Annotated in this window: 12 protein-coding genes; 2 read left to right on the plus strand and 10 right to left on the minus strand. The window is 68.8% G+C overall.

Translation table 11 applies throughout. The features are described from left to right. Positions 1-20: 20 nt before the first annotated feature. From HWY45_RS16390 to HWY45_RS16430, 9 genes are all read right to left on the minus strand, one after another. A complete protein-coding gene (locus HWY45_RS16390) occupies positions 21-782 on the minus strand; it encodes a FadR/GntR family transcriptional regulator (protein ID WP_059801675.1) in 762 nt (253 codons plus the stop codon). 133 nt (positions 783-915) lie between these two features. After that, positions 916-1788, minus strand: a complete 873-nt coding sequence (locus HWY45_RS16395) for an L-fucono-1,5-lactonase (protein WP_059884688.1) — start codon at positions 1786-1788, stop codon at positions 916-918. A 22-nt stretch (positions 1789-1810) separates the two neighbouring features. After that, positions 1811-2740 carry an ABC transporter substrate-binding protein gene (locus HWY45_RS16400; protein ID WP_059801679.1) on the minus strand — a complete coding sequence of 310 codons (930 nt, stop codon included), beginning with the start codon at positions 2738-2740 and terminating at the stop codon, positions 1811-1813. A gap of 87 nt (positions 2741-2827) precedes the next feature. Continuing rightward, complete coding sequence (locus tag HWY45_RS16405; protein ID WP_059884686.1) at positions 2828-3871, minus strand: ABC transporter permease; 1044 nt, start codon at positions 3869-3871, stop codon at positions 2828-2830. Positions 3872-3900: 29 nt separating this feature from the next. Further along, positions 3901-5460 carry a sugar ABC transporter ATP-binding protein gene (locus HWY45_RS16410; RefSeq protein ID WP_059884685.1) on the minus strand — a complete coding sequence of 520 codons (1560 nt, stop codon included), beginning with the start codon at positions 5458-5460 and terminating at the stop codon, positions 3901-3903. A gap of 32 nt (positions 5461-5492) precedes the next feature. Further along, positions 5493-6269, minus strand: a complete 777-nt coding sequence (locus HWY45_RS16415) for an SDR family oxidoreductase (protein ID WP_059801682.1) — start codon at positions 6267-6269, stop codon at positions 5493-5495. 43 nt (positions 6270-6312) lie between these two features. Then, positions 6313-7590, minus strand: a complete 1278-nt coding sequence (locus tag HWY45_RS16420; protein ID WP_059884683.1) for an L-fuconate dehydratase — start codon at positions 7588-7590, stop codon at positions 6313-6315. A 23-nt stretch (positions 7591-7613) separates the two neighbouring features. Then, the gene (locus HWY45_RS16425; protein ID WP_059884681.1) at positions 7614-8456 is read right to left on the minus strand and encodes a fumarylacetoacetate hydrolase family protein; all 843 of its coding nucleotides are present in this window, start codon (positions 8454-8456) and stop codon (positions 7614-7616) included. A 40-nt stretch (positions 8457-8496) separates the two neighbouring features. Beyond that, positions 8497-9267, minus strand: a complete 771-nt coding sequence (locus HWY45_RS16430) for an SDR family oxidoreductase (protein ID WP_059884783.1) — start codon at positions 9265-9267, stop codon at positions 8497-8499. Between the two features lie 538 nt (positions 9268-9805). On the opposite strand from HWY45_RS16430, the gene HWY45_RS16435 reads away from it, so the two are divergent. Together HWY45_RS16435 and HWY45_RS16440 are read left to right on the plus strand one after the other, a co-directional pair. After that, positions 9806-10096 carry a DUF3331 domain-containing protein gene (locus HWY45_RS16435; RefSeq protein WP_059562354.1) on the plus strand — a complete coding sequence of 97 codons (291 nt, stop codon included), beginning with the start codon at positions 9806-9808 and terminating at the stop codon, positions 10094-10096. A gap of 326 nt (positions 10097-10422) precedes the next feature. Further along, the gene (locus HWY45_RS16440; protein ID WP_059562350.1) at positions 10423-10728 is read left to right on the plus strand and encodes a DUF4148 domain-containing protein; all 306 of its coding nucleotides are present in this window, start codon (positions 10423-10425) and stop codon (positions 10726-10728) included. A gap of 159 nt (positions 10729-10887) precedes the next feature. Here the strand turns inward: HWY45_RS16440 and HWY45_RS16445 are convergent, their stop codons facing one another. Continuing rightward, complete coding sequence (locus HWY45_RS16445; RefSeq protein ID WP_059884679.1) at positions 10888-12078, minus strand: TauD/TfdA family dioxygenase; 1191 nt, start codon at positions 12076-12078, stop codon at positions 10888-10890. Between the last annotated feature and the right edge of the window lie 5 nt (positions 12079-12083).

Below are 12083 nucleotides of genomic sequence, written 5' to 3' on the forward strand. Positions count from 1 at the left end.
CGCGATGCCGAACGCTCGGCTCAGTCACACGCCCGGCCGAAGATCCTGATCACCGAATCCAGGTGCTCGGCCATCGCGCGGCGCGCGGCCTCCGGGTCGCGCGCGCGGATCGCGTCGAGAATCGCGCGATGCTCGAGTTCCGACCGGTGCGGCATGTCGCTCGGCGTGTACAGCGATTGCAGCCGCTGGAACATCGGGTCGTACTTGTGCGCGAGCAATTGCTTGATCATCAGCGCATAGGCCGGGTTGTCGCTCGCCTCGGCAATGCGGATGTGGAACAGGCGGTCGCCGGGATGCGTGCGCGAGCCGCTGCGGTTGTCTTCCTGGTTGCGCAGGAACGCGGCGTGGATGCCTTCGATCTGCGCATCCGAGCCATGCGTCGCGGCAAGCGCCGCCGCTTCCGGCTCGATCAGCCGGCGTGCCTGCAGCAGCGCGAACGGCGGAATCTCGGTGTCGAGGTCGAGTTCGATGCCGAGCTCGGGATCGATTTCGACCACCGCGAGCGCCCCACCCGGCTTCGCCTGCCGTTCGAGCGCGGGCGCAGCCGCCTCGGGATGCCGGACCTTCACGCCGTCGCCGACGCGCACGCTGACGAGCCCGCTCACCTCCAGCGCGATCAGCGCCTCGCGCACCGACGTGCGCGACACGCCGAACTGTTCGGCGAGTTCGCGCTCGGGCGGCAGGTAGCTGCCCGGCGGAAAATCGCCGGACGCGATCATCGCGCTCAAGCGGTCGGCGATCTGCTGGTAAAGGCGGCGGTTCTGAATCGGCTGGATGGACATACGTCGATGCACTGCGTGTCAGGTAGTCGGTTTCGGTCGGAACGGCCTGCGCATGTCACATACCGTTCGCGCTATTTTATCCGGCGGCGTCATTGCAGCGACTTGGCAACGATGCGGCAACGATTCGTCGACATCATGCCGCCACGCCATAACAGCGCGCCGCGGTGCCGCCCCACACCGCGTCCTGCTCGGCCGCCGACAGGCGCGTCGCGGCCCAGCGCTCGACCAGCCCCGCAACCTCGCGATACGACGCGGCCAGCAAACACACCGGCCAGTCCGAGCCGAACATCAGCCGCTGCGGCCCGAAGCATGCCAGCGCCGTATCCAGCGCCCGCTCGATCTGCGCGAGATCCCGCGCGCACAGCCCGCGCCGCCAGTCCGCTTCCGTGACGAGCCCGGACAGCTTGCACGCGACGTGCGGCAACGCGCCGAGCGCCTGCAATGCGTCGCGCCAGCGCGCGTACACGGTGTCGTCGCGATCGAACTCGGCGAGCGCGGGCTTGCCGAGATGGTCGAGCACGAGCCAGTGCGCGTCATGGCGCGCGCAGAATGCACGCACGTCCGGCAATTGCCGCTGGAACACGAGCACGTCGTACACGTAGCCATGCGCCTGCAGCCAGGCGACGCCGCGATTGAAATCCGGGTGCGCGACGAACGATGCGACGTCGCCTTCATCCTGAACCTGATGCCGAAAGCCGCGCAGTTTCGGGCTGCCCCACTCGGCGATGCGCTGCGCGAGCTGCGGCGAACGCAGATCCTCCCAGCCGACCACGGCGGCGATGCGCGCGTCGTCGCGCGCCAGGTCGAGCAGGAACGCCGTCTCGTCACGCCCGGCGCGCGCCTGCACCGCGATCGATGCATCCAGCGCGTGCGCCTGCAGCAGCGGCCGCAGTTCGTGCGGCAGGCGATCGCGCGCGAGCACGTCCATGCCCGCGCCGATCCACGGGTAGTCGTCCGCGCGATAGCGCCAGAAGTGCTGGTGGGAATCGATGCGCATGGCGTTCATGGGTTCCTCGCGTTCGCGGCGCTCAATCGTAAAGCGCCGCCGCCACCTTCGGATCGTCGATGTTGGTCTTGTCGTACCAGTAGAAACCGGTATCGATGATCTTCGGCAGCGTCTCGCCCTTGGTCGCCTTCACGGCCGCCTCGACCGTGCGGTAGCCGATGCCGACCGGGTTCTGCGTGATCGCGCCGGCCATCAGCCCGCTGCGGATCGCGTCCTTCTGCTGCTTGCCGGAGTCGTAGCCGACGATCACGACCTTGCGCTTCATTTCCCGCACGCCGTTGACGACGCCGATCGCCGAGCCTTCGTTGGTGCCGAAGAGCCCCTTCAGCTTGGGGTAGCCCTGCAAAATCGACTTCGTGACCTCGGTCGACTTGAGCTGGTCGCCTTCGCCGTATTGCACGGTCACGACCTTGATCTTCGGATACGCGGTTTTCATCCGCTCGAGAAAGCCGTCGCGGCGATCGATGCCGGTGCGGCTCGTCTGGTCGTGCGCGACCACCGCGACCTCGCCTTCCTTGCCGATCAGCTCGGCCAGCTTGTCCGCGGCGAGCGACGCGGCGGCCTTGTTGTTGGTGGCCGCGGTCGTCACCGGGATATCGCTGTCGACGCCGGAGTCGAACGCGACCACCGGGATCTTCTCCGCCTGCGCCTTCTTCAGGAGCGGCAGCGCGGCCTTGCTGTCGAGCGCCGCGAAGCCGAGCGCGGCCGGCTTCTTCGCGATCGCCGCCGACAGCATGTCGATCTGCTTGTCGATCATCGCCTCGGTTTCCGGGCCTTCGAACGTGACCTTCACGCGATAGTCCTTCGCCGCCTGCAGCGCGCCCGATTTCACGGCCTGCCAGAACTGGTGCTGGAAGCCCTTCGACACCAGCGGGATATAGGCCTCCTGCGCGTGCGCGCCGAATGCGAGCGACAAGCCGAATGCGATGCCGAGCAACCTGTTCCTGATCACTTCGTGTCTCCTTGTTGTATCGACCGAGATCGACCGAGGCGCCCGCCCCACCGGCGGCGGACCGGAAAACCCCTGCCGCACGCCGCTTCAGCGGCGGCGCCGGCGCAGGATGTCCAAATACACGGCGAGGATGATGATCACGCCGGTCACGACCGTCTGCCATTCCTGCGCGACCGACATGATGCGCAGGCCGTTGGTCAGCACGCTCATGATGAACGCGCCGATGATGGTGCCGAGAATGCTGCCGGCGCCGCCCGACAGCGACGTGCCGCCGATCACCACCGCCGCGATCGCGTCGAGCTCGTAGCCCTGCCCCAGCGCGGGCTGCGCGGAGTTCAGGCGCGACGCGATCAGCAGGCCCGCGATCCCGCACACGGCGCCGCTGAACGTATAGACACCGATCTTCCACGCATCGACGTTCACGCCCGACAGCCGCAGCGCTTCCTCGTTGCTGCCGAGCGCAAACGTGTAGCGGCCGAAGATCGTCCGGTTCAGCACGACCGACGCGCCGATCGCGACGAGGAACAGGATCAGCACCGCATTCGGAATCGGCAGCGCCGGGATCAGGCTGCCGACCAGCGAATCCTGCGCGATCGCGGTGAAGCCCGGCGTGTCGTTGAAGTAGATCGGGCGCGTGCCCGAGATCACCAGCGACAGCCCTTTGAGCAGCATCATCATGCCGAGCGTCGCGATGAACGGCGGCACCTTCATCTTCGCGATCACGACGCCCGACACGCAGCCGGACAGCGCACCGAAGCCGAGCGCGGCCGCGATGCCGGCCGGCAGCGGCAGGCCCCACTTCGTCAGCACGACGCCCGCCATCACCGCGCAGAACGTCATCAGCGTGCCGACCGACAGGTCGATGCCCGACGTGATGATCACGTACGTGCACGCAACCGCGAGCACGCCGTTGACGGCGGTCGCCTGCAGGATGCTGACGAGGTTGTCGACGTCGACAAAGTTCGGCGACGCGACGCTGAAGAACGCGAGCAGCAGCAGCAGGCTCGCGAACGCCAGCAGCTTCTGCCGCGCGGCCGGCTTGAAGAAGCGCGCGCGCAGGCCGGATGCGCCGGCCGGCGTGTCGCCGGCAGCCAGCTGCGTGGACGAGGCGGGATGCGTATCGTGGGGCATGGTGGTCGATGGGCGTCGGAGTCGGGGCATCAGCGCGCAACGGACGATTCGCGCCGGGTGGCGAGCTGCATGATCTTTTCCTGGGTGGCCTCGGCCGCGCTCAGTTCGCCGGTGACGCGGCCTTCGCACATCACGAGGATGCGGTGGCTCATGCGCAGCACTTCGGGCAGCTCGGACGAGATCATCACGATCGCCTTGCCGGCGGCCGCGAGCGCGTCGAGCAGCGTGTAGATCTCGTTCTTCGCGCCGACGTCGATGCCGCGGGTCGGCTCGTCGAAGAACAGGATGTCGCAGTCGCGCAGCAGCCACTTCGCGATCACGATCTTCTGCTGGTTGCCGCCCGACAGCAGCCGCGCGGGCTGCGCGACCGACGGCGTGCGGATCGCGAGCCGGCGCACGTACGCCTGCGCGGTGTCGCGCATCGCGCGCGCGTCGAGCAGCCCGCCGCGGCGCGCGAAGCGGCGCAGGCTCGACAGCGCGATGTTGTTCTGCACGTCCATGCCGAGCGCCAGCCCGAAATGCTTGCGGTCCTCGGACAGATAGCCGATGCCGTGCGCGACCGCGTCGGCCGGCGTGCGGATCGTCACCGTCGCGCCATGCACGCGGATCTCGCCCGCGTCGAGCGGATCGGCGCCGAAGATCGCGCGTGCGACCTCGGTGCGGCCCGCGCCCATCAGCCCGGCGAAGCCGAGGATCTCGCCGCGCCGCAGCGTGAAGCCGACATCGCGGATCGCACGGCCGCGCGACAGGCCGCGCACGTCGAGCACGACGTCGTTGGCCGACGTGTCGGGCGGCGTGCGGCGCTGCGTGTCGAGCGCGCGGCCGACCATCATCGTGATGATCGATTCCATCGACGTGCCGGCCATCGGCACGGTCGCGATGGTCTTGCCGTCGCGCATCACCGTCACGCGGTCGGCGATGCGCCGCAGCTCGTCCATCTTGTGCGAGATATAGACGATGCCGACGCCGTGCGCGCGCAGGTCGCCGATGATGCGAAACAGTTCGGCGATCTCCGCGTCGTTCAGCGCGGCGGTCGGCTCGTCCATGATCAGCACGCGCGAGTCGAACGACAGCGCCTTCGCGATCTCCACCATCTGCTGGCGCGCGACCGTCAGCCGCCCGACCGGCGTGCGCGGGTCGAGGTCGAGCCGCATCCGCGCGAAGATCGCGGCCGCGTCGCGGTTCAGGCGCGCTTCGTCGATGAATACGCCGAGCCGGCCGCGCGGCTCGCGGCCGATGAAGATGTTCTGCGCAACGCTCAGGTGATTCATCAGGTTCAGTTCCTGATGAATGATGCCGATGCCGAGCGCCTGCGCCGCGCGCGGGTCGGCGACCTCCACCGCGCGGCCGTCCAGCAGGATCTCGCCGCCGTCCTTCCGGTACACGCCGGCAAGGATCTTCATCAGCGTCGACTTGCCCGCGCCGTTCTCGCCCATCAGCGCATGCACTTCGCCCGCAAGCAGGTCGAAGCGGCAATCGTCGAGCGCCTGCACGCCGGGGAAGCGCTTGCTGACGCCGCGCAGCGCGATCAGCGGCGCGTGCGCGGGTGTGTCGTGCGTCACGCGCAGCGGGTTCGGGTCGGGTTGCATGGGGTGAGGTCCGGTGTCGGGCATCGCGCGCGTCAGCCGAGCGCGCGGTCGAGATGCGTATAGCCGCCGTCGACGAACAGCCATTGCCCGGTCGTGTGCGACGCGCGCGCGGACAGCAGGAACACGGCGGTGTCGGCGATCTCCTCGGCGGTCGTGAAGCGCCTGCCGAGCGGAATCTTGCCGGCGATCCCGGCCAGCTTCGCGTCGGGATCGTCGAAGCCGGCGATCCAGTCACGGTACAGCGGCGTCATCACTTCGGCCGGAATCACCGCGTTCACGCGTACGCCGTCGTCGCGCAGCGCGACCGCCCATTCGCGGGTCAGCGCGAGCTGCGCGCCCTTCGCCGCGCCATAGCCGCTCGTGTTGCCCTGCCCGGTCACGGCCGTCTTCGACGACACGTTGACGATCGCGCCGCGCGCCGCCTTCAGGTGCGGCACGCAGTAGTGCGCCATCACGTAGTAGTGGATCAGGTTGCGCTCCAGCGACGCGACGAACGCGTCGCGCCCCGCATCGAGGCCGACGCCGTCGTTGACGCCCGCGTTGTTCACGAGGCCGTCGAGCCGGCCGAAGCGCGCGACCGTCTGCGCGACCGCGTCGCGGCACCGCGCGTCGTCCCGCAGTTCGACCGGGAAAAACACGGCGTGCGGCTGCCGCTGCAACAGCGCTTGCCAAAACGCATCGTCCGGCGCATCGCGCGCGACGATCACGGGAATCGCGCCTTCGCCGGCGAGCCGCATCGAGATCGCGGCGCCGATGCCCGACGCGCCGCCGGTCACGATCACGACCTTCTGTTGCAGTTCCAGGTCCACGTTGCGTCTCCGTCGTTGTCTTTGTCGTTTCGCTTGCGCCGCGTCAGCCGCGGAAGCGATACCGCTCCAGCGATTCGCGCTTCATCTCGATCGAGAAGCCGGGCGCGGCCGGCGGCAGATAGGCCGCGCCGCGCACCACGCACGGCGTGACGAAATGCTCGTGAAGATGATCGACGTACTCGGTCACGCGCCCTTCCTTCGTGCCGGATATGCACACGTAGTCGATCATCGACAGGTGCTGCACGTATTCGCACAGCCCGACGCCGCCCGCATGCGGGCACACCGGCAGCCCGTATTTCGCGGCCAGCAGCATCACGCCGAGAATCTCGTTGACGCCGCCGAGCCGGCACGCGTCGATCTGCACGACGTCGATCGCGCCGCGCGCGATGAACTGCTTGAACATCACGCGGTTCTGGCACATCTCGCCGGTCGCGACCTGCACGGGCGCGATCGCGTCGCGGATCTTGCGATGGCCCTCGATGTCGTCGGGGCTCGTCGGCTCCTCGATGAACCACGGCCGCGCGAACGCGAGCTCGCGCACCCAGTCGATCGCCTCGTCCACTTCCCACACCTGGTTCGCGTCGATCATCAGCTTGCGGTCGGGGCCGATCACCTCGCGCGCGATCGTCACGCGGCGGATGTCGTCCTCGAGGTTCGCGCCGACCTTCAGCTTCACATGGTCGAACCCTGCATCGACCGCTTGCTGGCACAGGCGGCGCAGCTTGTCGTCGCTGTAGCCGAGCCAGCCCGCCGACGTCGTGTAGCACGGGTAGCCGTCCCGCTCGAGCGTCGCGATGCGCTCGGCCTTGCCCGGCGCCTGGCGCCGCAGGATCGCGAGCGCGTCGTCCTCGGTCAGGCAGTCGCGCAGGTAGCGGAAGTCGATCGCCCGCACCAGCTCCTCCGGCGACAGCCCCGCGACGAGCCGCCACAGCGGCTGGCCTTCCGCCTTCGCCCACAGATCCCACACCGCGTTGACCACCGCGCCGGTCGCGAGATGGATCGCGCCCTTGTCGGGCCCGATCCAGCGCAGCTGGCTGTCCGACGTCATGTGCCGCCAGAAGCGCCCCATGTCCGCGCGAATCCAGTCGAGGTCCAGCCCGACGACGAGATGCCGCATCGCGTCGATCGCCGCGCAGCAGATCTCGTTGCCGCGCCCGATCGTGAACGTGAGCCCGTGGCCCTCAAGGCCGTCGCGATCGGTGTCGAGCACCACGTAGGCGGCCGAGTAGTCGGGGTCCGGGTTCATCGCGTCGGAGCCGTCGAGCTGGCGCGAGGTCGGAAAGCGCACGTCGACGACGCGCATCGATCGAATGATAGGCATGACGAACCGTCCGATAAAGGAAATCAGCCCTGCACGGTGCGCTGGCGCTGCTCGCCGAGCCCCGTGATGCCGAGCGACATCACCTGCCCGGCGCGCAGGTAGACGGGCGGCTTCTGCCCGAGGCCGACGCCCGGCGGCGTGCCGGTCGAGATCACGTCGCCCGGCTGCAGGCTCATGAAGCGGCTCAGGTAGCTGACGAGGAACGGCACGCGGAAGATCATCGTCGCGGTCGTGCCGTCCTGATAGCGGCGGCCGTCGACGTCGAGCCACAGCCGCAGCGCGTGCGGATCGGGCACCTCGTCGGCCGTCACGAGCCACGGCCCGAGCGGGCCGAACGTGTCGCAGCCCTTGCCCTTGTCCCACGTGCCGCCGCGCTCGAGCTGGTACGCGCGCTCCGACACGTCGTTCACCACGCAGTAGCCCGCGACATGCGACAGCGCGTCGGCCTCGTCGATGTAGCGGCCGCCCCGGCCGATCACGACGCCGAGCTCGACTTCCCAGTCGGTCTTCTCCGCGCCGCGCGGAATCTCGACGTCGTCGTTGGGCCCGGCGATCGCGCTCGTCCACTTGCCGAACACGACCGGCTCCTTCGGCACCTCCATGCCGGATTCGGCTGCGTGGTCGGAGTAGTTGAGCCCGATGCAGATGAACTTGCCGACCCGGCCGACGCACGCGCCAAGGCGCGGCGCGCCGTCGACGCGCGGCAGCGTCGCCGGGTCGATGCCGGCGACGCGCGCGAGCGACGCGGGCGCGAGCGCATCGCCGGCGACGTCGTCGATCACGCCGGACAGGTCGCGGATGTGGCCCTGCGCATCGAGCAGGCCGGGTTTTTCGTGGTGTTTCTCGCCGTATCTCAGCAGTTTCATGGGAGCGGGGCGTGTTGGAGAGGAGAAGGGGGGCGCCCGGTCAGTTCGACCAGCCGCCGTCGATCAGGTGGATCGCGCCGGTCGTGAACGACGCTTCGTCGGAGGCCAGGTACAGCGCGAGCGCGGCCACCTCGTCGGCGCTGCCGATGCGGCCCATCGGCTGGCGCGCGACGAACGCCTGGCGCACGGTGTCGGCCGGCACCTGCCGCACGCGCGCCTGCTCCGCGATGCGCGCCGCCAGCGACGGCGACTCGATCGTGCCCGGGCAGATCGCGTTGCAGCGGATGCGCTGCTCGACGAAATCGGCGGCCACCGCCTTCGTCAGCCCGATCACCGCCGCCTTGGTCGCGCCGTACGCGCAGCGATTCGGCACGCCCTTCACGCTCGACGCGGCCGAGGCCATGTTGACGATCGACCCGCCGCCGGCCGCGATCATCGCGGGCAGCAGCGCGCGGATCAGCCGGACCATCGAGGTCACGTTCAATTGCCACGAGAACGTCCACGCGTCGTCGTCGCAGTCGAGGATCGTGCCGTGGTGCACGTAGCCCGCGCAGTTGAACAGCACGTCGAACGCGGGCTCGGCCGCCGCCAGCGCCGCGATGTCGTGCGCGCTCGTCACGTCGAGCCGGCGCGTCGCCAGCGTGCCGCCCGGCGCGACGGTCTCCGTCTCGGCCGCGAGCCGCGCGAGCGCCGCGTCGTCGATATCTGTCGCCAGCACCTGTGCGCCTTCGCGCACGAACCGCAGCGCGGTCGCGCGGCCGATGCCCTGCCCCGCCGCCGTGACCAGCGCACGCTTGCCCTGCAATCTCATCAGCACCGCTCCTGTGGAGGCCGGCTTGACACCGGCTAATTGGCACAAAGGACTAAAGGTCCAACCAATCATAGGCAGCGCCCCGGGATTTGTCACGGAAATGAGATTCAGTGTTTTCCCGGCCGTCAACCTGACAGAACCGCCATCTTCGCGTCAGCGTGCCAACCGGTCGGCCGCGCGATCATGTGCATGCCGGGTCGCGCCCCCAACACGGCGCCACGCGACTCCGCCCGCCGACGCAGGTCGCGGGCACTCCGTCCCGCGCGGCGCTGCACCGTGCCTGAGCGAGCAGGCGCGGCGGCGCACCCGGCTTCCCGCCCCGGACGCCCGTCCGGGGCGCTTTTGCCGCTGGATTGCCAAGAAAATAAGCCTGGATTGTTTCTAAATCGGCAAAAGGTAATTTGAGCGAAGCAGGATGTTTTTTCCCGTCACAGACGCTTACATTTAGCGCTCCACCACCGGAAACCGCTACGGAATCGACTTCGCGCAGTTGCAACCACTGCCCAGGCCGATATCGCACGCGCTTTAGGAACGGCCAATGAAGTCCTCCAAATCCTTGCCTGTGCTCGATCCTGCCGACGTCCACGTCGAAATCCTCGAACGTTCCGATACGCTGCTCGTCGTCCGCTGGGTCGAACCGGGCCGCTGTCATTACGGCGAACAGCGCTGGCGCCGCCGCTTCGCGCAGCGCACGGGCACCTGCGCGCTGTCGCGCCAGGTGATCCAGCGCGGCGACGAGGTGTTCCGCCCCGCCGAGCGCCCGGCCCCCGCGAACGCCGCCGCGATGATCTCCGCCGCCGAAGTGCTCGCGCTGGCCGGCGGCAAGTAAGCCGTCGCCACGGCGGCGCTGCCGTGGGAAGCGTCGGTAGCCGCGACGGGCGTGCGTTTCCTCGAGCCGGAGCCGCGCCCCCCGGGCCGGGCCGCGCGGCACCGCGGCGGCGACGCCCGATGTCTGGTGAAGATTTGTCGCACTTATTTACAACATGCGCAATGAAAGCCCGTTGAAAGACTGCTGAGGGCGCTTATTTTTGCAACCGGGTAAATGATCTTTAGCGGAAATCGGCGTTTACCCTGTACATCTCCGTGACTAAGATTTAGCCAATCGCTTAAGACAAGGCGTCGAGAGCGAAGCCCAATAAAACATCGGAGGTCACCATGAAATCGCTCGTTTATGCAGTCGTTGCCGCTACCGCCCTGTCCGCTTCGTTCGGCGCGTTCGCGCAAAGCACCGTGAGCCGCGCGCAAGTGCGCGACGAGCTGGTCCAGCTCGAGAAGGCCGGCTACAAGCCGAGCGAGTCGAGCCCGTACTATCCGCAAGACATCCAGGCTGCCGAAGCGCGCGTGCATGGTGCCGACAGCAGCGGCTACGGCGCGCAAGCCGCGCCGGTCGTCCGCGCAGGCAGCCCGGCTGCCGCCGCGACCACGTCGAACCCGCGCGACTCGATCTTCTTCGGTCAGTAAGCGCATCGCCGAGGCCCAGCGCCTCGCGCGACAGCAGTCAGGACGAGCCCGTCGGACGGGCTCGTCCTTTTTTGTGAACGGCATACCTCCGCCGCCCCGCAAGGGACGGCTTCGCCCGGGCGCTGCGCGTCCGGGCGCTTTTTCGCCGATGCGAACCGGTCATGCGGGCACAGCCGTGCGCGACAGCACCCGCCAGCGCGACAACAGCTCGTCGCGATCGACGTAACAGCCCTGCAAGTGCCGACGCCCGGTGCACGGATCGAACTCGGTGCGCGCGTGCAGCACGCGCCGGTTGTCGAACGCCCACATGTCGCCGGCGCGCAGCCGCCGCTGCACGCGAAACCGCGGTTCGCGCGCGAGCGCGAGAAAGCGCCGGTACGCACGATAGATCGCCGGCATCGACGCGGCCGGCGCGTCGAGCGGCCCGCGCAGGAAATTCGCGTGGCGCACCTCGATCACGTCGCCGCGCGCATTCAGCCCGATCACCGGCGCGGCGCAGCGATAGTCGCTGGCCGCGCTCTTGTTCCAGAACTCGAACGGCGTCGTCGCGAGCTGCGCGAAATCGTCCGGGGATTCGGCGCGCAACGCATCGGCGAGCGCAAAGCCGTCGATGAAGATGCTGTCGCCGCCCGTCGCGTCGTTCGCGAGGCAGTGCAGGAACTGCACGCCGGGCTGCAGTTCGCGGGTCGGCAAGTCGGTGTGCGGCGGCAGGTTGATCGATGTGTACGCATTGCTGTCCGGGCGCGGCTTCGACTCGACGTCGAACAGCACGCCGAAATTGCTCTCGCGGATCAGCCCGACCCGGCGCGCGACGCCGTCCACTCGCCCGCGCTCCGGCGGCACCCCTTCGACCAGCGTCAACCCGGTGCGCCGCAGCGCGGCGAGCCACGCGAGCAGCGCCGCGTCGTCGTGCATCACGTCGCGCCATGCGAACACCGCGAGCGCCTCGGGATCGTCGCCGCGCCACACGTGATAGCCCTGCGCGGCGTGGCGCTCCGCGCGCGACATGTCGTCGTACGCGTGCGCGCGCAGCCAGCCGGGCGACCACGCGCTGCGGTGGCCGTCGTGCCATTCGACCTGGAGCGCGCCGTCGCGATCCACCTGCACACTGCGCACCGCGAGCGCGGCGGGCGCGTCGACGATCTCGAACACCTGCTCGCGCGTCTGCGCATGCACGCAGCGCGCGCACGGACAGGTGTCGCGCAGCCAGTCGAAGTGAAACGGCGAGCGGCGGCCGTCGCTCCACGTCACGTCCAGCACGCCGTCGCCGGCCGTCGCGGCCGCGATCGTCACGTCGGTGGAAAACGTCCGCCAGTCCTCGATACGCAATTGCCCTGCTGCAGCCTGCATCGTTG

This window comes from Burkholderia stagnalis, assembly GCF_902830275.1.
GTDB classification, from domain to species: Bacteria; Pseudomonadota; Gammaproteobacteria; order Burkholderiales; family Burkholderiaceae; genus Burkholderia; species Burkholderia stagnalis.

Bases quoted from the DNA above. Each gene is read 5' to 3' on its own strand.
- HWY45_RS16430 (WP_059884783.1), bottom strand. From the start codon at position 9,267: ATGAGATTGCAGGGCAAGCGTGCGCTGGTCACGGCGGCGGGGCAGGGC.
- HWY45_RS16445 (WP_059884679.1), bottom strand. From the start codon at position 12,078: ATGCAGGCTGCAGCAGGGCAATTGCGTATCGAGGACTGGCGGACGTTT.
- HWY45_RS16410 (WP_059884685.1), bottom strand. From the start codon at position 5,460: ATGCAACCCGACCCGAACCCGCTGCGCGTGACGCACGACACACCCGCG.
- HWY45_RS16440 (WP_059562350.1), top strand. From the start codon at position 10,423: ATGAAATCGCTCGTTTATGCAGTCGTTGCCGCTACCGCCCTGTCCGCT.
- HWY45_RS16405 (WP_059884686.1), bottom strand. From the start codon at position 3,871: ATGCCCCACGATACGCATCCCGCCTCGTCCACGCAGCTGGCTGCCGGC.
- HWY45_RS16435 (WP_059562354.1), top strand. From the start codon at position 9,806: ATGAAGTCCTCCAAATCCTTGCCTGTGCTCGATCCTGCCGACGTCCAC.
- HWY45_RS16390 (WP_059801675.1), bottom strand. From the start codon at position 782: ATGTCCATCCAGCCGATTCAGAACCGCCGCCTTTACCAGCAGATCGCC.
- HWY45_RS16395 (WP_059884688.1), bottom strand. From the start codon at position 1,788: ATGAACGCCATGCGCATCGATTCCCACCAGCACTTCTGGCGCTATCGC.
- HWY45_RS16420 (WP_059884683.1), bottom strand. From the start codon at position 7,590: ATGCCTATCATTCGATCGATGCGCGTCGTCGACGTGCGCTTTCCGACC.
- HWY45_RS16425 (WP_059884681.1), bottom strand. From the start codon at position 8,456: ATGAAACTGCTGAGATACGGCGAGAAACACCACGAAAAACCCGGCCTG.